General features: G+C 69.7%; 25 protein-coding genes. 5 read left to right on the forward strand and 20 right to left on the reverse strand.

Annotated elements, in window-relative coordinates; genetic code table 11:
* Positions 1-5 precede the first annotated feature (5 nt).
* The gene (locus ACO2Q3_RS02715) at positions 6-515 is read right to left on the reverse strand and encodes a GNAT family N-acetyltransferase (protein WP_423304870.1); all 510 of its coding nucleotides are present in this window, start codon (positions 513-515) and stop codon (positions 6-8) included.
* Positions 516-889: 374 nt separating this feature from the next.
* Here ACO2Q3_RS02715 and ACO2Q3_RS02720 point away from each other — a divergent pair, with 374 nt between their 5' ends.
* Positions 890-2056, forward strand: a complete 1167-nt coding sequence (locus tag ACO2Q3_RS02720) for a patatin-like phospholipase family protein (protein ID WP_423304871.1) — start codon at positions 890-892, stop codon at positions 2054-2056.
* Between the two features lie 10 nt (positions 2057-2066).
* Here the strand turns inward: ACO2Q3_RS02720 and ACO2Q3_RS02725 are convergent, their stop codons facing one another.
* The 10 genes from ACO2Q3_RS02725 to infA form a co-directional block, all read right to left on the reverse strand.
* Positions 2067-2837, reverse strand: coding sequence for a hypothetical protein (locus ACO2Q3_RS02725; RefSeq protein WP_423304872.1), 771 nt, complete (start codon positions 2835-2837; stop codon positions 2067-2069).
* A 59-nt stretch (positions 2838-2896) separates the two neighbouring features.
* Positions 2897-3409: a single-stranded DNA-binding protein gene (gene ssb / locus ACO2Q3_RS02730; protein ID WP_423304874.1), complete on the reverse strand. Its 513-nt coding sequence runs from the start codon at positions 3407-3409 to the stop codon at positions 2897-2899.
* Between the two features lie 153 nt (positions 3410-3562).
* On the reverse strand, positions 3563-3949 hold the full coding sequence (locus tag ACO2Q3_RS02735) for a hypothetical protein (protein WP_423304875.1): 387 nt from the start codon (positions 3947-3949) through the stop codon (positions 3563-3565).
* A 60-nt stretch (positions 3950-4009) separates the two neighbouring features.
* The gene (locus tag ACO2Q3_RS02740; RefSeq protein ID WP_423304876.1) at positions 4010-4744 is read right to left on the reverse strand and encodes a hypothetical protein; all 735 of its coding nucleotides are present in this window, start codon (positions 4742-4744) and stop codon (positions 4010-4012) included.
* Between the two features lie 56 nt (positions 4745-4800).
* The gene (locus tag ACO2Q3_RS02745; RefSeq protein WP_423304878.1) at positions 4801-7683 is read right to left on the reverse strand and encodes a hypothetical protein; all 2883 of its coding nucleotides are present in this window, start codon (positions 7681-7683) and stop codon (positions 4801-4803) included.
* Positions 7684-7831: 148 nt separating this feature from the next.
* Positions 7832-8662 (reverse strand): flagellin, encoded by an 831-nt coding sequence (locus ACO2Q3_RS02750; RefSeq protein ID WP_423304879.1) that lies wholly within the window; start codon positions 8660-8662, stop codon positions 7832-7834.
* 185 nt (positions 8663-8847) lie between these two features.
* Positions 8848-8985 carry a hypothetical protein gene (locus ACO2Q3_RS02755; RefSeq protein WP_423304880.1) on the reverse strand — a complete coding sequence of 46 codons (138 nt, stop codon included), beginning with the start codon at positions 8983-8985 and terminating at the stop codon, positions 8848-8850.
* 272 nt (positions 8986-9257) lie between these two features.
* Positions 9258-10085: a flagellin gene (locus ACO2Q3_RS02760; protein WP_423304881.1), complete on the reverse strand. Its 828-nt coding sequence runs from the start codon at positions 10083-10085 to the stop codon at positions 9258-9260.
* Positions 10086-10382: 297 nt separating this feature from the next.
* A complete protein-coding gene (locus tag ACO2Q3_RS02765) occupies positions 10383-11207 on the reverse strand; it encodes a flagellin (RefSeq protein ID WP_423304883.1) in 825 nt (274 codons plus the stop codon).
* Between the two features lie 295 nt (positions 11208-11502).
* Entirely contained in the window at positions 11503-11721 is a 219-nt protein-coding gene (infA, locus tag ACO2Q3_RS02770) for a translation initiation factor IF-1 (RefSeq protein WP_166573809.1), read from the reverse strand.
* Positions 11722-11954: 233 nt separating this feature from the next.
* Between infA and ACO2Q3_RS02775 the strand changes: the two genes are divergently transcribed.
* Positions 11955-12944 (forward strand): LGFP repeat-containing protein, encoded by a 990-nt coding sequence (locus ACO2Q3_RS02775; protein WP_423304885.1) that lies wholly within the window; start codon positions 11955-11957, stop codon positions 12942-12944.
* Positions 12945-13126: 182 nt separating this feature from the next.
* Here the strand turns inward: ACO2Q3_RS02775 and ACO2Q3_RS02780 are convergent, their stop codons facing one another.
* The 5 genes from ACO2Q3_RS02780 to murA form a co-directional block, all read right to left on the reverse strand.
* Positions 13127-13582: a low molecular weight phosphatase family protein gene (locus tag ACO2Q3_RS02780; protein WP_423304886.1), complete on the reverse strand. Its 456-nt coding sequence runs from the start codon at positions 13580-13582 to the stop codon at positions 13127-13129.
* A gap of 2 nt (positions 13583-13584) precedes the next feature.
* Positions 13585-14049: a UPF0262 family protein gene (locus ACO2Q3_RS02785; protein WP_423304887.1), complete on the reverse strand. Its 465-nt coding sequence runs from the start codon at positions 14047-14049 to the stop codon at positions 13585-13587.
* 170 nt (positions 14050-14219) lie between these two features.
* Positions 14220-15497: a histidinol dehydrogenase gene (hisD, locus tag ACO2Q3_RS02790; RefSeq protein WP_423304888.1), complete on the reverse strand. Its 1278-nt coding sequence runs from the start codon at positions 15495-15497 to the stop codon at positions 14220-14222.
* Between the two features lie 90 nt (positions 15498-15587).
* The gene (locus ACO2Q3_RS02795) at positions 15588-16007 is read right to left on the reverse strand and encodes a DUF2948 family protein (RefSeq protein WP_423304889.1); all 420 of its coding nucleotides are present in this window, start codon (positions 16005-16007) and stop codon (positions 15588-15590) included.
* On the reverse strand, positions 16007-17302 hold the full coding sequence (murA, locus tag ACO2Q3_RS02800; protein WP_423304891.1) for a UDP-N-acetylglucosamine 1-carboxyvinyltransferase: 1296 nt from the start codon (positions 17300-17302) through the stop codon (positions 16007-16009). Before murA ends, ACO2Q3_RS02795 begins: the two co-directional genes overlap by 1 nt.
* 317 nt (positions 17303-17619) lie before the next feature.
* On the opposite strand from murA, the gene ACO2Q3_RS02805 reads away from it, so the two are divergent.
* On the forward strand, positions 17620-18567 hold the full coding sequence (locus ACO2Q3_RS02805) for an aldo/keto reductase family protein (RefSeq protein ID WP_423304893.1): 948 nt from the start codon (positions 17620-17622) through the stop codon (positions 18565-18567).
* A gap of 71 nt (positions 18568-18638) precedes the next feature.
* Here ACO2Q3_RS02805 and ACO2Q3_RS02810 read toward each other — a convergent pair whose 3' ends face one another.
* The 3 genes from ACO2Q3_RS02810 to ACO2Q3_RS02820 are packed head-to-tail and all read right to left on the reverse strand — an operon-like array spanning position 18639 to position 20677.
* The gene (locus ACO2Q3_RS02810) at positions 18639-19046 is read right to left on the reverse strand and encodes a TadE/TadG family type IV pilus assembly protein (protein WP_423304894.1); all 408 of its coding nucleotides are present in this window, start codon (positions 19044-19046) and stop codon (positions 18639-18641) included.
* The gene (locus tag ACO2Q3_RS02815; RefSeq protein ID WP_423304895.1) at positions 19047-19487 is read right to left on the reverse strand and encodes a TadE/TadG family type IV pilus assembly protein; all 441 of its coding nucleotides are present in this window, start codon (positions 19485-19487) and stop codon (positions 19047-19049) included.
* Between the two features lie 5 nt (positions 19488-19492).
* The gene (locus tag ACO2Q3_RS02820; protein ID WP_423304896.1) at positions 19493-20677 is read right to left on the reverse strand and encodes a pilus assembly protein TadG-related protein; all 1185 of its coding nucleotides are present in this window, start codon (positions 20675-20677) and stop codon (positions 19493-19495) included.
* Positions 20678-21109: 432 nt separating this feature from the next.
* Between ACO2Q3_RS02820 and ACO2Q3_RS02825 the strand changes: the two genes are divergently transcribed.
* A complete protein-coding gene (locus tag ACO2Q3_RS02825) occupies positions 21110-21577 on the forward strand; it encodes a hypothetical protein (protein ID WP_423304898.1) in 468 nt (155 codons plus the stop codon).
* A 24-nt stretch (positions 21578-21601) separates the two neighbouring features.
* On the opposite strand, the gene ACO2Q3_RS02830 is transcribed toward ACO2Q3_RS02825, so the two are convergent.
* Complete coding sequence (locus ACO2Q3_RS02830) at positions 21602-22303, reverse strand: VIT1/CCC1 transporter family protein (protein ID WP_423304900.1); 702 nt, start codon at positions 22301-22303, stop codon at positions 21602-21604.
* A gap of 142 nt (positions 22304-22445) precedes the next feature.
* On the opposite strand from ACO2Q3_RS02830, the gene ACO2Q3_RS02835 reads away from it, so the two are divergent.
* Positions 22446-23291: a DNA/RNA non-specific endonuclease gene (locus ACO2Q3_RS02835; protein WP_423304901.1), complete on the forward strand. Its 846-nt coding sequence runs from the start codon at positions 22446-22448 to the stop codon at positions 23289-23291.
* The last annotated feature ends 16 nt before the right edge of the window (positions 23292-23307 follow it).

A 23307-nucleotide genomic window follows, 5' to 3' on the forward strand; every position in this document is an offset into this window, starting at 1 on the left:
ACGGCTCAGGCCAGGCCTTCCCGCAGCCGCGCCATCGCGATCGCGTCGACATACGCCCCGTCCCGGAAGGCGTAGGCGCGGTGCAGGCCCTCGCGGACGAAGCCGGCGCCCTCGTAGAGGCGGATGGCGCGGTCGTTGTCGGCCCACACCGTCAGCTCGATGCGGCTGAAGTTCTGCCAGCGGTCGGCCAGTTCCAGCAGCGCCCCCAGCAGGGCGCGGCCGGCCCCGCGCCCGGCGAAGCCGTCGTGCACCGCCATGCCGATGCTGGCGACATGCGCGCGCCGGCGGTTGGCCTCCGGATGCAGCCCCGCCGCGCCGATCACCTTGCCGTCGACCACCGCCCCGATCGCGGTGTGGCCGGGCGGCAGGGCGAGGTGGCGCGCGCGGCGCGCCTCGACGCTCAGATAGGGCGCCTGCAGCGTGCCCCAGACGGCGCGGGGCTGGGCGAAGATCTCGGCGACGTCGTCGAAGTCGGCGGCTTCGAGGGCGCGGATCTGGATGTCGGCGGGTGGCATGCGGGCTCCTTCGGGCGAAGGCGCCGGCGGGACACGAAGAAGCCCCGTCCGACGCCGGCGGGGCTGGGGGTGGACAGGTCTGGCTGAACCGGTCAGGCCGGCGCGCGACGTCCCTCCCCGGCCCGGGCCGGGTCAATAAGGGTCGCTACGGGCATGGTCGTGCGCATGGCCATCAATCGCTAGCAGATCGGTGCGCGGTCCGCGAGTCGGTGACGCGTACAGTCTTCGGTTGTTTCTACCCCGCTTCCATGCCAGGGTTGCTCCTGTCCGCTCGCGAGCGACGCCCTGTCACCCGCCCGCCGCGCGCGTCTTCTTCAGTACGGATCAGTCTGCGGCCGGCGCTGCGCGCCACCGCTTCACCGTGGGAGGGAACCATGACCTATCGCGTATTGTCGCTGGACGGCGGAGGCGCCTGGGCCCTGCTGCAGGCCAGGGCGCTGGAGGCGGTTTACGGCGACATTCCCGGCCGGGCCATCCTGGCGAGGTTCGACCTGGCCGTGGCCAATTCCGGGGGCAGCATCGTGCTGGGCGGGCTGGTGGAGAACAAGTCGCCCACCCAGATCGCCGACCTGTTCCTGCAGCAGGCGAACCGGGCCGCGATCTTCGCCAAGACCAACCTGATCGAGAACCTGCTGTCGCACATTCCGATCTTTCCCCGCTATTCCGCCGCCGGAAAGCTCAGGGGGCTGACCAATGTGTTCGGCGCTCAGGGGGCGACGCCGCTCTCGGCCTTCTCCGGCGCGAGCTGGGTGCAGGGGCCGAACGGCGGCGACGTGAAGCTGATGATCGCGGCGTTCCACTACGACGAGATGCGCGCGGCGCTGTTCCGCTCCTACGGCACCGCGCACGGCGCCACCGCCAACGACATTCCGCTGGTTCAGGCGGTGCATGCCTCCAGCGACGCGCCGGTGGAATTCTTCGATGCGCCCACGGTCTGGGCCGGACACCGCTATTGGGACGGGGCCATGGCCGGGCTGAACAACCCGCTGCTGGCCGGGGTGATCGACCTGATGGGCGAAGGCGTGCGCGCGCAGGACATCGTCTGCCTCTCGCTCGGCACCGGCACCGTGCGCCTGGCGCCGCCGAACGCCGGCGCCCCCGCGGCCCTGACCCAGGCCACGCAGACCCCCGGGGTGATCAGCGACCTGGGCAAGGCGGCGGGCTGCATCACCGACGACCCGCCGGACATGGCCAGCTTCACCACCCACGTGATGCTGGCGTCGGCGCGCGACGCCGACCCGACGGCGCTGGGCTGGCTGGTGCGGCTGAGCCCGATGGTCACCCCGCTGCCTCCGGCGGGCGGCCAGGGCTGGGTCGTGCCGCCTGGCCTGACGCCCGACCAGTTCCATGGCCTGGCGACGCTGAGCATGGACGCCGTGGAACAGGACCAGGTGGCCCTTATCGACGCCCTCGCGACCTGCTGGATCCAGGGCGACGACCCGATCAACCAGCCGATCCGGGTGGACTGGGACGACCCGGCCAACGCCCTGGGCGAGCGCACCTTCTCCGCGGCCAAGGCCCGTTGGCTGGCGATCAGCTGACCGCGCGGGGTCAGTCGCCGATGCGCTCGCCGTAGAACGCCGTGAAGGCCGCCAGCGGCGCGCTGACCGCCAGGGCCGGTAGCGGGAACACCCGCCACGGGGCATCGGGATCCAGGTCCCGCAGCCGGGTGAGGAAGGCCTCGCGGGCGGCGGGTTTCACCTGGCCGCGGTGGTCGATCAGCTGGCCCCAGCTGGAGGTGCCGTTCAGCCGCAGGGGCTCGGGGCGCTGGCGGGAGGCGCCGTACTGCGGCGGGAACAGCCGGCGATAGGCCTCGAGGTTGTAGAGCCACGAGCCGCCCTTGACGGTGTGCGCGTCGGCGTGGGCGGCGGCGATATGGCCGAACATCGCCGCCGCATCGGCGCGCCGTCGTCCCAGCTTGTCATCCGCCAGTGGACTGACCCCGTCGTCGTCGCGGTTCTCGAAGTGGATGCGCACCACACCGTCGCCCAGGGCCGCATCGGGCGGGTCGTAGGCGAAGCAGCCGAACACCGGCCTGGCCGTGGTCGGGGGCGGTCCCTCGGCGCAGCACCGCACGGTCCAGTCCAGCCGCTCTTCCAGCGTCGCCCGCGCTTCCAGGCCTTCGACGTAGCGCCGCCAGAACGGCGAGACCGCCTGCGGATCCAGGGTTCCGAGACCGAAGCGCCGGTGCAGGTTGGTGAGCAGCCCCACGGTCTCGCCGAGCGGCGCGCCCCGCCGCTCGGCGGCCACCTCCGCCAGCCGCAACTGCAGCTCGAACCAGCCGCGCAGTCCCTCGGCCCGGACCCGCTGGGCTTCGGTCATGCGAGGTCGGGGCGTAGGCTGGAGGGCTGTCGGGGCAAGGCGGGTTCAGACCCCGCTGCTCAGAACGGGATCTCGTCGTCCAGGTCGGCGCTGAAGTTTTCCGAGGGGCCCGAGCGCGAGGCGGGGGCGCGACCGCCGCTGGAGTAGCCGCCGCCGCTGTTGCTGGCGCCGCCGCCCGAATAGCCGCCGAAGTCGCCTTCCGAGGCCCCGCCACCCTCGCCGCGGCCGTCGAGCATGGTCAGTTCGCCGCGGAACTTCTGCAGCACGATCTCGGTGGAGAACTTCTCGGCGCCGGAGGCGTCCTGGTACTTGCGGGTCTGCAGCGCGCCCTCGATGTAAACCTTGGAGCCCTTGCGCAGGTAGTTCTCGGCCACCTTCACCAGGTTGTCGTTGAAGATCACCACCCGGTGCCACTCGGTGCGCTCCTTGCGCTCGCCTGAGTTGCGGTCGCGCCAGGTCTCGGAGGTGGCGATGTTGAGGTTGGCGACGCGGTCGCCGGAATTGAGGGTGCGGATCTCGGGGTCGCGCCCCAGATTGCCCACCAGGATGACCTTGTTGATGCTGCCGGACACGCCCTTGGCTCCATGCTCGCCCGGCGACCCTATGCGCCGGAATCTGCGGAGCAGGTTAGCGAGCCGTTAACCCGCTGGCAAACAGTTTGTTCTCATTATGTTCCGATTCCACGCGACCATCCACAGCTAATTGGCCGCAGCGCCCAGGCAACGCTACTGCTGCGGCATCGCCCCCGGCACAGCCAGGCGACCGTCGCCCGTGCGCACCATGAACGGATAGCGTGCGCCCTCGTAGGACTGGGCGGTGAACACCCCCTCGCGCTGCAGGAACAGGAAGCTGCCCTGGTACTCGCCGGTGATCTCGGTCTGGGTGCCGCCGAGGCTGAGGAACTTGATGCGCATGGCTTCCAGCTGGGCGGCGCAGTGCTCCAAATCCGGCACGTGCTCGGCGACCTTGTTGAACTTCACCTTGCCGTCCTTGGTGACCGCCATCGACCAGCACACCTGCGGGTCAGTGGGGGCGTCGAGCTTCTTCTCGCAGCCGCCGAGGGCGGCAGGCAGGACGAGGATCGCGAGGGCGGCGAGGAGACGGTTGCGCATGGCCTCGAAGCTACACCGATCCCGCGACGGAGGAATAGCGATGAAGCGGCCCCGCGAGGCTCAGCCGATGGCGGGAACGGCGCAGCCGGGCCCCTGTTCCGCCAGGGTGCGGAAGTCGTGGTTGTCGCCGGAGACCTCGATGCGGCCCGGCACCGAGCGCAGGGTCTGGTCGATCCACCGGCCGTAGGTGGCGCCGCCCTGGCGCTCGCAATGGCCGGCGTAGAGCGCCTGGACGCAGGCGTTGAGCGTGAGATCGGTCGGCAGCTTCTGCCACTGGCCGCCGGCGCGTCGCCAGCAGGCGCCTGCCGGCCCTCGCGCGGCGGCGACGGTCTTGCCGGCCGCAATCGGCGCCTGGCCGGGGGACGGCGCTTCAGCGCCCGGGGCGGGCGAGACGCCGCCCGGCGGGCTGAGCTGGGTCACCGGCTGCGGCGGCAGGGGCGTGATGTCGGAGTTGGAGCCGTTGGCCGCCGCCAGGGCGCCCGAGGAGTCGACGCCCACGTCCAGCGAGCCGGAGGCCACGCCGTTGCGCTTGGCGCACTCGTCCAAGGTCAGCTCGCCGACGAACTGGCCGCCGACGAAGCAGCGCAGGGGCCGCTTGGCGTCCAGCTTGACGTCGTCGTCACGGCCGGTCTCCACGACCAGCCCGCCCTGGGAGGCCGGGGGCGCGTCGGCGGGCCCCTTGTCGTGGCCGGTCAGCAGGAAGGCGATCGCCAGGCCCGCGCCCAGCGCCAGCAGGCCGCCGAGTCCCAGCAGCACCCGGCGGTCGCGGAACAGGTTGTTGGAGGGTCCGGCCATATCCCTGGCTACGATGCGCCCCGCTTCGTTTCAAGCGGCGCCACGCAGCAAGACCGTCAGCCGAAGAGGCTGGCCGTGCCCGTCCCGCTGGAGGAACCGCCCGTGAGGCGGTTCAGCGCCGCCGTATAGTTGGAGATCTGGTTCTTCAGGTAGCTGGGCACCGTGCCCGAGGGGTTGGTGGTGGGCGGCGTCTTGGGCTTGGGGGTCGCCGCGGTCTTCATGTCGTTATAGGCGTTGACGATGGTGGTGATCGCCGACTGCAGCGCCGAGGAGGCGGCCGCGATGGCGTCCTTGGAATTCAGGTTCAGATTGCTGGACAGGCCCAGGCCGTAGACCTGGCCCTTGCCGTCGGCCGAGACCACCTGTCCGCTGGAATCCACGGTGGTGTTGCGCACCACCCCGGCATTGATGCCCAGCGCGCTCAAGGCGTCGTGGCCGGAGGGCCCGTTGACGAACTCCACCGTGCTGGTGTCCGAGAACGGCTTGATCGACAGCGAGCGCAGGCCGTTGACCGTAGTGGTCGCGACGGTCACCTGGAAGCCGGCCGCGCGCTGGATCTTGGTCTTCAGGGTGTCGAGGGTGTCGCTGGCGTCGATCGTCACCTTGATCGGCGTGCCGCCCTCCAGGGTCTTCACAAAGAAGCTGTCGCCCGGGCGCACCGAGGAGTTGTCGATCAGCCGGGTGGACTGGGCGGCGTTCATCGTGCCCTGCGGCAGGCCGAGCTGGTCGAGGATGCTGGCGCCGCCGGGGGCGACGGCCACGCTGGTCGGGGCGTCCTGGCCGTCCTTGGCGGTGAAGCGGCGGGCGAAGCCCACCGAGCCGTCCACGGAGGAAACGCTGACCAGGAAGCCGTCCTTGGTCCCGACCTGGGGCAGCCCCGGCAGGTCGCCCGAGCCGGCCGAGCCGGTGAGGTAGACGTTGTTGCCGGACACCGCCATGCCGGTGACCTTGTCGTTCCCGCTGCCGCCGTAATAGGCGACCGTGTCGGAAGCGTTGGCGCTCAGGCTGGGGTCGATGGCGGCGACGAAGCCGTCCTCCCCGCCCCCGCCGGCGGCGGTCACCGTGCCGGCGTTCAGGTTGTCGCCGAAGCTGGAGCCGGCCACCACGACCTGGCCGTTGGCGTTGACGCCGATGCCAGCGATGTTGCCGCCGCCCAGGTTGCCGAGGTCGCGCTGGGCGGTCTGCACCGGCGCCCCGGTTCCCGAGGTGTCGAAGCTGCGCACCACCGCATGGCCCTGCTCGTTGCTGGCCACGTAGACGTTCGCGCCGTCCACCACCAGGCTCTGGGCGGCGTCCGAGCCCGAGCTGCCGAACTGGTTGGTGAACTTGACGGTGGGCAGGCCCTTGGCCGAGGTGGTGATGCCCATCAGGTAGCCGTCCTGGCCACCCTGGGTTCCGCCGGTCTGGCCGGTCATGGCCCCGTTGGTCTGGCCGGCCACATAGACTGTGCCGTCGTTGCCGAACGCGACCGCATTGGCCTGGTCGGCGCCGGAGGCGCCGCGGCGCTGGGTCCAGACCTCCTGGCCGCTGGCGTCGTAGAGACTGACGAAGCTGTCGGACGTCGTGGCGCTGGCCATGGTCTCGCCCGCGTCGAGCGAGCCGGTGACCGAGCCGGCGATCGCCACCTGGCCGCTGGACGAGACCGCCAGCGACAGGCCCGAGGCGCTGACCCCGGCGCCGAGGTCGCGGGAATAGACCAGGTTGCCGGCCGAGTCGTACTTCATCAGGGCCACGTCCTGGCTGCCCTTGATGGTCTGGCCCTGGGTCAGGCCGTCGATATCGGCCAGCACATAGACCGAGCCGTCGGGACCGACGGCGGTGGCGTGCGTGGCGCCGACGCTGGACGGCAGGTTGTTGGCGAACACCCGCCCCGACGTGGAATAGGGCTGGCCGTCGGCCAGCGGCGTGGTCCCGTCGGTCTGGAACTTCACCAGCTGGCTGGTCTCGTCGCCGGCCAGGGCCGCTTGCGCCGCCTTCTTCTGCGCGGCGGTCATCCAGGTTGCGTTGGGATTGACCGAGGTGTCCGGCGGCGTGCCGGCGGTCTGGGTGAGATAGACCGCGTCGTTGGTCGAGGCGGCCGAGAAGCTGACGCTCTCGGCGGGACTGGTGGTGAACTGCATCGCCCAGGTGTCCTGGGTGGCCGGCAGGGTCACGGTGGAATTGCCCACGGTCACGGTCTGCGGCTGGCCCGGAATCCGGTCGGTGGCCACCCGGGTCAGCGCGCCGGCGGCCTTCAGCTGGTCATTGATGAAGCTGACCACGTTCGACATCGACCGGGTCTGCGCGCCCATCTGGTTGAGGTCGATGGGGATCACCTGCGCCGGATTCTTGCCGCGCTGGATGGTGATGTTGAACTGGACGTCGCCCTGGAAGGCGTCCACCGCGTCGGTGGAGCTGCCGGTGTGCAGGGCCTTGGTGGTGTAGGTGGTGGGCTGGTTCGGCACGGCCTGGACCGTGTCCGAGGTCTGCACCTGGCCCTGGGTGACGCGGATGCTCTGCAGGTTCAGGCTGTTCACATAGCTGGTGACCTGGGTCAGGCCGGACTGGAACGCCTTCTGGTACTGCGCCAGCTGGTAGCTGGACACGCCCACGGTGCTGGCCTGGTCGGCCAGGCCATAGAGGGTGTTGAGACCCTGGTAGAGAGCGAACAGGCTGGAATAGTCCGAACTGGCGCCCGGCATGTCCAGCTGGGCGGCGTTCTGGTTGATGAAGGGCATGCCGCTCAGCGCGTTCTGCACCAGGGTGCTTTCGCGCGCCGCGCCGGACGACGCGTCCCACGGCGGGGTCGGGGCATACTGGCCGTGGGCGGAAACCTTCGCCGTGCTCGTGCCGGAACCGGTCGCGCCGGACAGCTGGGGGACGCTCGCCGAGGCCGCCGCCTGGGCGACCTTCGACTGGTAGTAGCTCACCAGAATGTTGGGGTCGAAACTGATGACCACCGGGGGACCTTGCGCGCGAGTCGGCGGGGACGGATTTCCCCGCTCCGATTGTGCCGCCCAAGGCCTTCAGGAGTCGTTAAGGCGCGCCCTTAACGCGCCCTGACCCACCGGCCAGATCATTGACCAGAAGGCGCGTTAGTTCAGATACTTACCTGAACAGGGACAGCACGACCTGCGGCGCCTGGTTGGCGATCGACAGCGACTGGGCGCCCAGTTGTTGCTGCACCTGCAAGGCCTGCAGGCGGGCGCTGTCCTTGGCCATGTCGGCGTCGACGAGGTTGCCGACCCCGGAGGTCAGGGTGTCGGACAACTTGCCGACGAAGGTGATGTGCGCCGAGATCTGCGAGGACTGCGCGCCGAGGTCGCCCAGCGCCTGGTTCACGTTGGCGAGCGAGGCGTCCAGCAGGGCCAGGTTCGAGGTGGCGCTGGTGACGGTGTTGATAGTCGACGTGGCCGCCAGGGTGATGATCGGGCCGCTGAGGGACATGTCCTTGGTCGACAGGGTGATGAACGAGTTGCCCTGGGCGTTGGCCAGGAACTGGATGTTGCTGGTCAGCGAGCCGTTGAGGATGTTGGCCCCGTCGAAGCTGGCCGAGTTCACCACCTGGCTGATCTGCCGCAGCGTCGCCTGGTAGTCCGCGTTCAGCGCCGTGCGCGATGTGGTCGACAGCGACGGGTCCATCGCGCTGACCACCTTCTCGCGCAGCTGCACCAGGAGGTCGGAGACCTCGCTGCCGGCGGTGTTGGTGACGTCGGCGATCGACGCGGCGCGGTTGAGGCTGCTCTTCACCGACGCCAGGGAATTGATGTCGGCCCGCTGCCCCTGGGCGATCGACCAGACCGACGCATTGTCCTTGGCGCTCGATACCGAGAGACCCGTCGAGATCTCGTTCTGGATATCGGTCAGGTTCTGGTTGGTCTTGTTGAGGTTTTCCAGCGCGGTCAGCGCAGCCGTGTTGGTATTGACGCTCAGCGACATGATCGGATGCCCCAGTTTCAGGCGCCGGTCGCGGTGATTCTCCCCCCGGCCTCGTCAGGCTAGGGTTGCGTTGGTATGCGTATGGTTAACGAGGTGAAAACGCCGATCGCCGCCGCCGCTGGCGCGACGCCGGTTGCAGAGAGGCGGACGGCCGGTCTGCCGCCGCGAACGATCAGGCCACGCGGCTAGCCGCGGGCGTCGACCACCTGGCCCGGCTGGTAGCCGGACTGCTCCTTCAGACGCAGGACCTCTTCACGGGGAACCTGTTGCACGACATGGCCGGTACGGACATCGACGGTCTTGTAGATGTACGAGCCGGACATCTTGTCCTCCTCGATGACGAGTCGCAGGTTCGGCGTGTCGGTGATGGGGATGGCCCCACCGACCGGTTGGTCCGCGTCCGGAGCGGAAGTCCGGGCGGACGCCGGCCCCGTGGGGTCCGACACCGGCGCGGATGGCGCTACGGAAGTGCTCATCTCGACATGAAGCCGGCCTTGGACGACCGGCGACCTCCTTGAAGCAAAGCCGACGGCGGCCGGACTCGCGCCCGGCCGCCGTGGCCGAGGGACGGGTCGCCCCGCCCCTCAGTTGGCTATTAGCGGAACAGCCCCAGCAGGGACGACGAGGCGGAGTTCGCGATCGACAGGGCCTGGATGCCAAGCTGTTGCTTGGTCTGCAGGGCCTGCAGGGTCGCGCTTTCCTTCGCCAGGTCGGCGTCCACCAGGTTGCCGACGCCGGCGGTGATCGTGTCCTGCAGCTTGCCCACGAAGGTCAGCTGCGAGCCGATCGACTTCGACGCCGTACCCATCTTGGCGAGGGCCGCGGAGACCTTGTTGATCGACGTCTGCACCGTCGCGATCATGGCGCTCGCCTGGGTGACGGTGCCGATGGTGCCGGTTGCGGAGACGGTCACGTTCGCGCCGCCCACCGACAGGTCCTGGGCATTCACGGTCAGCACGGAGCTGCCCGAGGAGTTGGCCAGGGCGGTGATGTCGGTCGCGCCGCTCTTGATCAGGTTGATGCCGTTGAACGAGGCGTTCGAGGCGACCTGATTGATCTGGTTACGCAGGGAGATGAAGTCGGTGTTCAGAGCCGCCCGGCTGGCCGTGTCCAGAGAGGCGTCCGAGGCCGACAGGGCCTTGGATTGCATCTGGCTCAGCAGGTCGGAGATCTGGCTGCCGGCGGCCAGGGCGACGTCGGTCACCGAGGAAGCGCGGTTCAGGGAGTCCTTCACCGAATCCAGCGAGGAGGCGGTGGCGCGTTGGTTCTGGGCGATGGCCCAGGTGGCGCCGTCGTCCTTCGCCGAAGCAACCTTCAGGCCCGTCGAGATGATGCTCTGGACGGAAGCCAGCTGGCTGGTGGTGTTGTTGAGGTTCTGCAGGGCGACCATCGCGCCCACGTTGGTATTGACGCTCGTGCTCATAGCGTAGGGTCCTATTCAAGGTGTCCGGCCGCCATTCTGGAGGCCAGGGGCGTTTTGCCCGGTTGAACAGGAAGCAATTGGCGGGCCAGGAGCCGATACTCACCCGGCAAAAATATCTCTTTGATTTTATTGAATTATGCCTTTGTTAGGCATGGCTGGGCAGGAACTTCCTGCCTACCCCGGAGGGGCGCCCGGCAATTCCTGCCGGGTGATTTGCGCCGGTCAAGCGGTAAACCCGGCCTTACCCAAGAAAAAGAGGGCCCGCCGGGCGGAACGAGGTCCGCCCGGCGGTCGCGACTATCTGAACAGAGACAGCACGGCCTGCGGCGCCTGGTTCGCGATGGAGAGAGCCTGGACACCCAGCTGCTGCTTGGTCTGCAGCGACTGGAGGGTGGCGCTTTCCTTGGCGAGGTCGGCGTCGACCAGATTACCCACACCGGCGGTGATCGTGTCCTGCAGCTTGCCCACGAAGGTCATGGTCGAGCCGAGGGACTTCGACGCCGTGCCCAGCTTGGCCAGGGCGGCGCTGACTTTGTTGATCGAGGTCTGCACCGTGGCGATCATGGCGCTCGCCTGGGTGACAGTACCGATGGTGCCGGTGGCAGAGATGGTGACGTTGCCGCCGCCCACGGACAGGTCCTGAGCATTCACCGTCTGAACGGCGGTGCCGGCGGAATTGGCCAGGGCGGTGATGTCCGTCGCGCCGCTCTTGATCAGGTTGATGCCGTTGAACGTGGCGTTCGCGGCGACCTGATTGATCTGGTTGCGCAGGGAGATGAAGTCGGTGTTCAGCGCGGCGCGACTGGCCGTGTCGAGGGACGCGTCGGAGGCCGACAGCGCCTTGGCTTGCATCTGGGTCAGCAGATCGGAGATCTGCGAGCCCGCCGCCAGGGCGACGTCCGTCACCGAAGACGCACGATTCAGCGAGTCCTTGACGGCGTCGAGCGAGGAGGCGGTGGCGCGCTGGTTCTGGGCGATCGCCCAGGTCGCGCCATCGTCCTTCGCCGACCCCACCTTGAGGCCCGTCGAAATGATGTTCTGCGTCTGCTGCAATTGAGCGCTGGTCGCGTTGAGGTTCTGGAGCGCGATCATCGCGCCCACGTTGGTGTTGATTGAGGTCATCTGACTGGTCCTTCCATTCTGGTCGGGATGTGGCGGCTTTTGCCGCTGGGCGTTTTTGCCCGTGGGACACAGCGCAAGGCTCGGGCCACGGCGAGACGCCGCAGCCTTTTCTTAACCACCCGATTTGATGGAAGTTTTTCGGCGACCGCCGGTCGCTCAGGGTGACGGCGGGGGGTCGCCTCTGCCGCCGGGTAGGAATTGCCCGGAAAGAACCGGTCACGGCCGCGGCCAGGCGCGGCGGCGCGGTCCGCGGCAGGCGCCGCAGGGCGCCCCGCCGGGACCTCGACGGCGGACCCTACTTGAAGCGGTAGGTGATGCGACCCTTGGTCAGGTCGTAGGGGGTCATCTCGACCAGGACCTTGTCGCCGGCCAGCACGCGGATGCGGTTCTTGCGCATCTTGCCCGCGGTGTGGGCGATGATCTCGTGATTGTTCTCAAGCGTGACGCGGAACGTCGCGTTGGGCAGCAGTTCACTGACCGTGCCGGGAAACTCCAGAAGCTCTTCTTTCGCCATGCAACCTTCTCAAAACCGACCGACCAAAGCCGAGCGGCCCGCCGAATGAATCGGGCGGGCCGCCGGCCTTGGCTTGCCAGTATACATCAACTGCCCCTGCAAGGTCGATGATCTCGCCGATTCCCGTCAGACCGGCGACGGGACCGTCGCCGCAACGCCTCAGTCACGCTGCATTTGCCGGCCACGAGTTCTGCTATGGTCGGCGTGAAACGCGCTTTGGCATGGGGTCGTCGATGAGCAAGACCGGGGTTCCGTCGTGGGCGGCCGCTGCGTGCGCGGCGGCCGCAGGCCTGGCCGCCTCCCCCGCCCTGTCCCAGGGCGCGGCGGCGCCCGCAGCCCCCACCGCCACCCCGGCCGTGGCCGCCGGACTGGCCTGCGACACCCAGCTGAGCCCGGCGATCTTCGCCAAGTGGACCGAGCTTGGCGGCAAGAACGGCCTGGGCTGCCCCGCCGCCCGCGAGGCGACCAGCGTCAAGACCCAGTCCGGCTCGGTGGGCCATGAGGCCGACTTCGCCGATCACGGCGGGGCGGGCATCTTCTGGCACGCCAGCGGCGCGCACGCCGGCCAGACCTATGCGGTGACCGGCTGCTACTATCGCCTGTTCGTGCAGTACGGCGGCCCGCGAGGCTGGCTGGGCCTGCCGGTCGGCGAGCCGCAGAACAATCCCGACGGCCAGACCCAGGCCTTCGAGGGCGGGGTGATCGACTACCAGCGCGCCGACCACAGCTGCAGCGCCACCCGGGCCGCGGAACAGGCGGCGCCCACGCTGGGCGCGCACGACGTGGCTCTGGCCGACGCCCACCTGGTTCCGCTGGGCCTGTACTTCGACAGCGCCAGCGGCGACCACATGACCAGCGCCACCGGCCTGCCGCCGCAGCTGACGGACTTCTACCAGACCGTCCGCCAGGAGGCGCAGGTCTACCAGGAGCATCCGCCGGGCGCGGTGGCGCTGAAGCTCTATTTCAAGGAAGCCACCGGCGACTACGCCACCGTGGCCACGCCCGAGGGCGAACGCGACGTGCAGTCCGCCGGCTACGAGTTCGCCGGCCTGCAGGGCTATGTGTTCCCGGGCCCGCAGCCGGGTCTGGCGCCGCTGAAGCTCTACGTCGGCCCCGACGGCAAGGACTATTTCCTGGCCGCGTCTGCGGCGAGCCTCGGCGAGGCGGAGGCCGCCGGCTACCGGTTCGTGCGCATCGAGGGGTATGCGCCGGCCGCGCCTTAGGGCTCTCTCTTCATCACAAATCCATTGTCATCCCGGAAAGCCGCGCAAGCGGCTTATCCGGACCGCCGGAAACGCCGACGATCGACGGCCGAAGCAGGCTCCAGCGCTTGCCGCGGTCCCGGATATTCGCTGCGCGAATTCCGGGATGACAGATTGAGGGGCGCCCCGTCCGCCACCGCTCGTCACCCCCCTACCGTCCGGGCCGGCAGCGGAAAGCGCGCGCGGATCTTGGCCTCCAGGTCGTCGCGCACCTGGCGATAGGCCTCCAGCATCTGCTCGCGAGACCCGCTGGCCAGGGTCGGGTCGTGGGTGGGCCAGTATTCGATCTCCACGGCGCGGCCGCGGGCCAGTTCGACGGCGCGGTGCTGCGCCTCGGGGGTCAGGGAGATGACCACGTCGAAGCTGTCGTCCTCGAGTTCGTCGAAGCTCTTGACCCGATGGTCGGTCAGGTCGACGCCCAGTTCGTCCATCACCGCCACCACGAACGGGTCGGCCTCGTCGCCCTCGTCGTGGCGCAGGCCGCAGCTGTCGACGAACACGCGGTCGCCCAGCAGCAGCTTCATCAGCCCCTCGGCCATCGGGGAGCGTACGCGGTTGTGGTTGCAGGCGAACAGCACCGCACCAGGCAGGGGCGCCACGCTCATCCCCGCCAGTGCAGGGCGCAGATCAGGGTGAACAGCCGCCGGGCCGTGTCCAGGTCGGTCTCGACCTTGCCGGCCAGGCGCGCCTGCAGCAGCGCCGAGCCCTCGTTGTGCAGGCCGCGGCGGCCCATGTCCAAGGCCTCGATCTTCTGCGGCGTGGCGTTGCGGATCGCCTGGTAATAGCTCTCGCAGATCATGTGGTAGTCGCGGATCACGCCGCGGAACGGCGACAGCGACAGGATGTGCCGGCGCTGGTAGCCGGGGCCGGTGATGTCCAGCGCCAGGCGGTTCTCGATCAGCGAGATCTTCAGGTCGTAGGGCCCGCCGTCGGCGCCGTCGGGATGGAAGGTGTTCTCCTCGATCAGGTCGAAGATGGCGATCTGCCGTTCCTGCTCCTGGTCGCGCGAGGCTGCGCCGAGGCTGTCCTCGTCCAGCTCGACGCTCTGCAGGCGGTGCTCGCTCATGGCCCCTTCCTTAGCGAGTTCCGCCGGACTGGGGAAAGCCCCCTTCCCCCGCTTCGCGGGTACTTCCCCCAAAGGAGGAAGAGAACGATGGGGCAAGCCGAACGGCAGCCTCTCTTCCCCCCTTGGGGGAAGTACCGCCGAAGGCGGGGATGGGGGCCGCCGGCCGCCGGTCAGTTGCGCCGGATCGCCGCCGAGCGGGCGTGGGCCGGCAGGCCCTCGATCTCGGCCAGGGCGACGGTGGCGCCGGCCAGGGCCTCGAAGGCCGCCGCGTCGCACTTCACGATCGAGGTGCGCTTGATGAAGTCGTAGATCGACAGGCCCGACGAGAACCGCGCCGCGCGGCTGGTGGGGAGCACGTGGTTGGAGCCGGCCACGTAGTCGCCGATTGCCTCGGGGGCGTAGCGGCCGAGGAAGATGGCGCCGGCGTGCCGCACCCGGTCGGCCAGGGCCTCGGGGTCGTCGACGGCGAATTCGACGTGCTCGGGGGCGATGCGGTCGACTAGGCCGGGGGCGGCGTCCAGCGGGGCCAGGATCACGGCGCCATGGTCGCGCCACGAGGCGGCGGCGTCCTCGCCGGTGGCCAGGGTGGTCAGCTGCCGCTCCACCGCGCCGCACACCGCCAGGGCGAAGGCCTCGTCGTCGGTGATCAGGATCGACTGGGCGTCGGGGTCGTGCTCGGCCTGGCTGAGCAGGTCGGCGGCGATCCAGTCCGGATCGTTGTGGCCGTCGGCCACCACCACGATCTCGCTGGGACCGGCCAGGGCGTCGATGCCGACCACGCCGTAAAGCCGGCGCTTGGCCGCGGTGACATAGGCGTTGCCGGGTCCGACGATCTTGTCCACCGGCCGGATCGGCCCGGCGCCGTGCGCGAGCGCCGCCACCGCCTGGGCGCCGCCGACACGCCAGATCTCGGTGACCCCGGCCTCGCACGCGGCGGCCAGCACCGCCGGCTGCAGCCGGCCCGGCGGGGTGACCATGGCGATGCGGTCGACGCCGGCGACCTTGGCCGGGATCACGTTCATCAGCACGGTCGAGGGATAGGCGGCGCGGCCGCCCGGCACATAGACGCCCACCGACTCCAGCGCGGTCCAGCGCCAGCCCAGCTCCACGCCCGCGGCGTCGGTGAAGCGCTGGTCCGCGGGGCGCTGGCGCTCGTGATAGCTGCGGATGCGGCCGGCGGCGAAGGCGATGGCCTCGCGCACGGGCTGCGGACAGGCGTCGGCCCCGGCGGCGATCTCGTCCTGGGTCAGGCCCAGGGTAGCTTCGGTGAGCTGAATCTTGTCGAACTGGGCGGTCAGCCGGATCAGAGCCTGCACGCCCTCGGTCCGCACCGCCTCGATCACCTGCGCCACCGCGGCGTCCACGTCCGGCGGCGAGCCGCGCCGCTCGTTGAGAAAGGCGTCGAAGGCGGCCTCGAAGCCGGGATCCTGCAGGCTGAAACGTCGCATGGCCGGCTAGATGGCGGCGAACGCGGCGGAAGCAAAGCGGAAAGTGGCGGGCAAGCTCTCTTCCCCCGCTTGCGGGGGCAGAGGCAGCCCCTACCCCGCGTGCCCGGGCCGTCGCGGCGTCGGCCATGGCTCCGACACGTCGGCCAGGGCGACGTCGATGCACTCGACGCCCACGGCCAGGTCGCCGCCGCCGGCGAAGGTCAGCAACAGGCGCCCGCCGGGCGGCTCCTCCGCGGGTTCGAAGGCCACGGCCAGCAGCTCCAGGACCGCGCCGGGCGCGCCCTGGCGCAGGCGGCGCGACTTGACCTCGAGCACGCCGCCGATCTGCAGACCGGCGCGCACGCGCTGGCCGGCGCGCCCCTCGGCCTCCCAGCGGAAGCGGTTGAGGGCGAGGGTCACCGCCCGGCCCCGGGGGTCCCAGTGAATGTCGCCGATGCGGGTGACCGCGTCCTGCAGCGCCGCTGAGATCAGCGCCAGGTCGTCGGCGTCCTCGGCCAGAAGGCGCAGCACTATTCCTCGTCCTCCTGGCCGCCTTCGCCGCGGATGCGCCGGATCTGCGCGCCGCAGGCCGAGAGCTTTTCTTCCAACCGTTCGAAGCCGCGGTCCAGGTGGTAGACGCGGCTGACGGTGGTTTCGCCCTGGGCCGCCAGGCCGGCGATCACCAGGCTGACGGAGGCGCGCAGGTCGGTGGCCATCACCGGCGCCCCGGTCAGGCGCTCGACCCCCTTCACCCGCGCCTCGCCGCCGGCCACCGCCACCTCGGCGCCCAGGCGCATCAGTTCCGGCGCATGCATGAAGCGGTTCTCGAAGATCGTCTCGCGGATCACGCTCTCGCCGTCGGCGAGGGTCATCAGGGCCATGAACTGGGCCTGCAGGTCGGTGGCGAAGCCCGGATAGGGATCGGTGGTCAGTTCCACGGGCGCCAGGCGATGGCCGTTGCGGCGGATCACCATGCCGTCGGCGCGCCGCTCCACCTCGACCCCTGCCTCTTCCATCTTGGTGAGCAGGGATTCGACGAAATCGGTGCGGGTGTTGGTCAGCCGCACCTCGCCGCCGGCCATGGCGGCCGCCAGGGCGTAGGTGCCGGTCTCGATGCGATCGGCGACCACCGCGTGCGTCGCGCCTTTCAGCCGGTCGACGCCCAGGATGCGCACCACCGGCGTACCGGCGCCTTCGATGCGCGCGCCCATGGCGTTCAGACAGTCGGCCAGGTCGACGATCTCCGGCTCGCAGGCGGCGTTGCCGATGACCGTCTCGCCGCGCGCCAGGGCTGCGGCCAGCAGGGCGTGCTCGGTGGCGCCCACCGAGACGAACGGGAAGTCGATCTGCGCCCCCTTCAGGCCGCGCGGGGCCTGGGCGTAGACATAGCCCTCGTGCAGGTCGATCTGCGCGCCCAGGGCTTCGAGCGCCTTCAGGTGCAGGTCCACCGGCCGCGCGCCGATGGCGCAGCCTCCCGGCAGCGACACCTTCGCCTGACCGGTGCGCGCCAGGAGCGGCCCCAGCACGTTGAACGAGGCGCGCATCTGGCGCACCAGGTCGTAGGGCGCGATGGCGCTGGTGATCTCGCCGGTGGTCAGCACGGTCTGCGGCCCGTCCGGACCGTTCACCTCCTCGACCTCGGTCCCCAGGCGGCGCAGCAGCGCGCCCAGGAAACGGGTGTCGGCCAGGCGCGGCATGTTGGTCAGGCGCAGCGGCTCGTCGGTGAGCAGGCTGGCGGCCATCAGCTTGATGGCCGAGTTCTTCGCGCCGCTGATGGCGATCTCGCCCTGCAGCCGCGCGCCGCCGGTGATGGCGATACGATCCATGCGGTCCCTCACGCGGCGGCCGCGACGCGCGACCGGCTGTTCCGTGACGTTACATATCCGTCGCCGGGGCGGCCGGAAAGCGGCGCTTTTCCGCCCTCCCCTTCCTGGGGAGGGACAGATCGCATCAGCGATCAGGGTGGGAAAGTGAAGGGCTGTGCGCGAAGCCCGACAAGGCCGTGCGCCGGCGGATGTTCCCCACCCTGCCCGCTGCGCGGGCTTTCCCTCCCCACGAGGGGGAGGGTAGGCTTGACCCCATTCTTCCTTGTTCATTCCCCCCATCCGCCCCGCCAGAGGCGGCTTTCGAGAGGTTTCGCCCCATGCAATACTGTCAGCTTGGCTCCAGCGACCTGCGGGTCTCCGTCATCTCCCTCGGCTCGTGGCTGACCTTCGGCGTCGGTGTCGAGCGCGAAAACGCCAAGGCCTGCGTCGACCGGGCGTTCGACCTTGGGATCAACTTCATCGACACCGCCAATGTCTATGGCCGCGGCGCCGCCGAGAGCTTCCTGGGCGAGGCGCTGACCGGCCGGCCGCGCGACAGCTACGTCCTGGCCACCAAGCTGTTCGGCCAGATGAGCGACACCGACCGCGGCCTCTCGCGCGAGCAAGTCTTCAAGCAGATCGACGCCTCCCTGGCCCGCCTGAAGACAGACTACGTCGACCTCTACCAGTGCCACCGATACGACCCCGAGACGCCGCTGGAAGAGACCATGCAGGCGCTGAGCGAGATCGTCCGGCAGGGCAAGGTCCGCTACATCGGCTTCTCCGAATGGTCGCCGCAGAATATCGCCGCCGCCCTGGCGATCCCCGGCGTGGAGGCGTTCGTCTCCAGCCAGCCGCAGTACTCCCTGCTGTGGCGCCGGCCCGAGGACAAGGTGATCCCGCTCTGCGCCGCCAACGGCATCTCGCAGATCGTCTGGTCGCCCCTGGCGCAGGGGGTCCTGACCGGCAAGTACCGGGCCGGCCAGCCGTTGCCGGAGGGCTCGCGGGCCACCAGCGAGTCGATGAGCGGGCCGATCCAGAACTGGCTGCGCCCGGCGGTGCTGGAGGCGGTGGACAAGCTGCGCCCGCTGGCCGCCGAGGCCGGCTGCACCCTGGGCCAGTTCGCCCTCGCCTGGGTGCTGCGCGAGCCGAACGTCGCGTCCGCCATCGTCGGCGCCAGCCGCCCGGCCCAGCTGGACGAGAACGCCGCCGCCGCCGACCTGACCGTCGACGCGTCCCTGTTCGCCAGGGCCGAGGCCATCGCGGCGCAGATTCCGCGGGGGTAGCCGCCCCAAGGGGGCGGGCGAGGAAGGTGGTGGGGCGGGAGCACCGGCTGGAGGGGTGAGGGCTCCCGCCCCTACGTCGGCCTTACGGGCGCGACGATCTGGGAATTGAAGTTCAGCAACACGGGCGACACGAACGGGATGTGCAGGGTGTAGCTGTAGGTCCACGCGATCTGGGCCATGGTGGCGCCGGAAACCGTGGGCTTGGTCACCGTCAGGGTGACATCGCTGATCGAGACGGTCGTCAGGTTCGCGGCCACCGCGCTGCGGAACTGGGTGTCGGTGGTGGCCGGGGTGGTCAGATAGAGCCGCGCGGCCCGCTCGATGGCGTGGCGCACGTCGGCGCCGCAGTAGAGTCCCCACCCCAGCCAGAAGACGCCCAGCACGAAGGTCAGGAACATCGGCATCACCAGCGCCGTCTCCAGCGCCGCAGCGCCGGAGCGGTCGTGGGCCCAGGTCCTGATCGCCCCTCCTCGCGCCATCTAGCGGGTCCGCACCGTCTGGGTGGCGGTGATCGGCTGGCTGCCCAGGGGGCCGACGTAGGTCATCGAGGCGGAGATCGTCGTGTAGCCCTGCGGCACGCTGGAGTCGGCGCACAGGGTCGTGCAGGAGCCCGCCACGCCCGCGCACGAGCACCATTGCGACACCGACACCGTGTCGCCCGATCCGTAGCCGGTCCAGGCCGTGGTGGCGACCGTCCGGATCGCCGTCGGGTCGGATCCGCCGGTCATCACATAGGTGGCGGCGGACTGGACGGCGTCGCGCATCTTGTGCGCCTGATCCAGCTCGGGCGCATAGTTGGCGATGCCCACCAGAAGCCCCGCCAGCAAGGGCGAGACCAGGGCCATCTCCACGGCGGCTGCGCCGCCATGATCGCGGGCGAATCTCCGCAGCACGGCTGTCAGGCGAGGGAGGTTGCGCATGGACGTCATCCGATCAGGGTCACGCCGCCCACCGGGATCGACTGCAGGCCATAGCTGCTGCAGTCCACCTGGACGGTGGTGTTGCCGGTCCACTGGACCGTCTTGGCGACGATGTGGGTGCAGCCGCCGCTGCCGGAGAAGTTGCCCAGGTAGCTGACGGCCTGGTTGGGGAAATAGATGTTGCCGGTCATCGACGAGGTGGCCGTCCCGTTGATGGTGTTGCCCACGTTGGTGTTCGTGCGCGACCCCACCATCAGGAAGCCGGCATAGGTCCCGCTGGTCGGCGCGCTGACGTTGAAGGTGGCGTTGCCGTTCAGGCTGATCGAGGCGTTGTTCAGGAACACGAAGGTCACGCCCGTGCCGCTGACATTGGCGTTGGCGTTGGCCTGCAGCGTGCCGCCGTCGATGATGTAGACACCCGGCTGCAGGTTGACGTTGTTCTTGAAGCTCACGCCCCCGCAGTAGCGGCCCGGCTGCAGGTTCGCGCCGTTTCCGTTCTGGCAGTTGCCGGTGGCGGAGGGGATCTGCAGGCCGGCGAAGGGGTCGCCGACCGGCCCCTGCCCGGTCTGCGGCGCCGAACAGCTGGTCAGGTGGTCGCCGGAGGTGGTCGAGACGCCCCCCACGGCGTACATGCAGGGCACATAGACCTGGGCCGAGCCCTGGGTGTTCACCGCCGACGACGAGATCGAGTCGGCCATCACCACGCAGTTGTTGAAGGTGCTGGTGGTGTTGCCCGAGAAGTTGATCGCCGCCGAGGCGGTGGGGTCCAGCGCCAGCACGCAGGCGTTGGCCGCCGTCGACAGGGCCGCGGTGGCGTTGACCGTGATCAGCAAAGGCTGGGAGACGAAGAGGCCCGAGAAGAGACGCGGCTCGTTGCGCGTGATGCGGGCGGTGACGGTGTTGTTGCCCGCGCCGTTGGGGGTGATGGTGACGGTGTCGGCGCTGGCGGCCCCGTTGGCGGTCGCCGCGCCGGAGCCGGTGGACACCACAAGGGTATTGGCGGACCCGCGCCGCTGCTCCACCGCCCCCGCGAACGCCCCCGCGTCCGCCGCCTGTTGCAGGTGGACCTGCTCGTAGTAGTCGTAGCCGATCTCGACGCCGAAACCGGCCCCGCCGATCAGCACGGGCATGCACAGCGCGGTCAGCACCGCGACGTTGCCCGTTTCCGACCTTGCAAACCACTTGATCATTGGACAGCCCCAATGAATTGCGACAGCCCATGGTTCTGCGACTCCCGTATGAATCGAGTCTTTATATTTTGGGTAAATTTCGGGTTATCCGACTCCATCAACAGGCATAGACAAAGTTGTATAACTCAATATCGAGGATGTTGAATCGGCATTGCTTATGTCATTGACGCCCGCATGAGGATACATCCAAGCCAAGTTCGGCTGAATACAGATACCGACCCGCCGGCATAGGGACCGAGCGCAGCTCGCTTGCGGCGCCCGTCGCGGGCGGTTTGATCGCTCACCGCCACGCTTTGTCTTGCGTAGACGGATGAATTGAACAACGGTCTGCGAACTTCGTAACGGCGCGGCGGCGCGCCGAGGGGCCCGTTTTCCAGCTGTGCCCGGCCCCGTCCTTCAGCCGCGCGTTTCAACATCCTGGGAGGGCGTTCCATGAGAACGGTGCTGTCTGCCTGCGCGGTCGCGGGCGTTTCGATGCTGGGGTTTGCGCTGTGGGGCGGAGCTGCGGCCGCAGAGCCCTATGTGGACTACACGCCGCAGAAGGGCCTGTGGCACGTCACCACAGTGAAGGTCGATCCCAACCATATCGACGACTACCTGGCGGGCCTGAGGCGCACCTGGGTTCCTTCGGAGGAGATCTCCAAGAAGCATGGCCTGATCGACAGCTACCAGGTGATGGTCAAGTTCAACGCGTCGGATGGTCAGGGCAACGTGCTTCTGATCGAGCACATCCCCAACAGCGCCCTGCTCGACCCCGACCAGGCGCGCGACCAGGCCCTGCAGCGCGAGAACTATGCCGCCGTGCCCAAGGCGCAGGGCGAACAGGCCGTGGCGGGCTACGACAAGTATCGCACCTTCGTCGGCGACGACTACTGGGGCGAGATGGCGTTCCCGAAATAGCCACGGGGCGGGCGCTGCGCGAGGCTAGACGGCCGCCCCGAACAGGCGGCCGACCCCGGCGGTGACGGCCATGGCCAGCGCGCCCCAGAACGTCACGCGCAACACGGCGCGTGGCGCGCTGGCGCCGCCCGTGCGGGCGCCGACGGCCCCCAGCACCGCCAGCAGGGCCAGGGCGAAGACAGTGACCACCGGCAGGGCCAGCGCCCGCGGCGTGACCCACAGCACCAGGATCGGCGGCAGCCCGCCCGAGGCGAAGGTCAGCGCCGAGGTGAGCGCCGCCTGGATCGGCCGGGCCTGGGTGTGCTCGGAAATGCCCAGCTCGTCGCGCGCGTGCGCGGCCAGCGCATCGCCGGCCATCAGCTGGCGCGCCACGGCGTCGGCCAGGTCCGGGCTCAGACCGCGCTGCACATAGAGCTGCTTCAGCTCCGCCTGTTCGGCCGCCGGGTTCTGCGCCAGTTCCCCCGCCTCTCGCTTGAGGTCGGCGGCCTCGGAGTCGGCCTGCGAGCTGACCGAGACATATTCCCCTGCGGCCATCGACAGGGCGCCGGCGACCAGGGCCGCGACGCCGGTCATCACCACGCCGGTCTTGCCCGCCGGACTGGCGGCGACGCCGGCGACGAGGCTGGCCACCGAGATGATGCCGTCGTTGGCGCCCAGAACTGCGGCGCGCAGCCAGCCGACCCTGGAAATGAAGTGCCGCTCGGCCATCGTATGTCTGGGGGCCATGTGAGGTGCTCCGACTGTCCGGCGATCGTGGTCGGTCACCTGGCCCTCGGACGCAATGGCAAAGGTCAAAAACCGGCCGGAGCCGACCGCCGGGCCTGGGCCGGACCCTGTCGCCGCCGCAGAATCACGCTCCAAGGCGGCCATGCGCCGCCCGATCTCCCCCGTCGTCGTCCTGCTCGCCCTGATCGTGGTGGCCGCCGTGCTGCTGGTCTGGCTGCAGCTCGCCCAGCCGCCCGGCCCGCCGAAGCCCGCCCTCGCCGCCGCCGCCCCGATCGTCACCACCGGCGGGGCGTGCAACGGCGCGGTGCTGCCCGCGCCACCGAAGGTGCTGGACCCGGCGCGTGCGGCCGACGCCCAGACCTTCTGTCACGCCTTCTACCTGGTGGCCTATTCGCCGGGCCTGCGCGACCCGCTGTGGTCCGGCGAGCGGCTGACGGCGGCCATGGCCCGGGCCGGCGAGGGCTTCCGGCGGCCGAAACAGGGCTTCGTGCTGGAGCATGACCTGCCGCGCGCCGACCAGGGCGCCAACGGAGACTACGCCCGCAGCGGCTACGACCGCGGGCACATGACCCCTGCCGCCGACGCCCCCGACCCGGACGCCGAGGCCGACACCTTCGTGATGACCAACGTGGTCCCCCAGACCCGGGTGCTGAACGAGCACCTGTGGGAGCGGCTGGAGACCCAGGTGCGCCAGCTGGCCCTGGCCCAGGGCGAGATCTTCGTGGTCACCGGTCCGATCTTCGGGCCTGCGCCGGAGCGGCTGGGCGGACGCATCGCCGTACCGGCCGCCACCTTCAAGGCGGTGCTGATCCCGCGCACCCGCCAGGCCATCGTGCTGATCGCCAGCAACACCGAGGCGCCGACCTGCGAGGCGGTGTCGCTGGTCGAGCTCAAGCGCCGCGCCGGCGTGGACGCCTTCCCGGGCGTCGCGGCCGCCGCCGGGGCCAGCGGCCTGGAAGGCGCGTGCGCCGCGGCGATGGCGGCGTAGCGTGGATCGAGCTGCC

The sequence above is a fragment of the Caulobacter sp. KR2-114 genome (assembly GCF_049446115.1).
GTDB lineage: Bacteria > Pseudomonadota > Alphaproteobacteria > Caulobacterales > Caulobacteraceae > Acaudatibacter.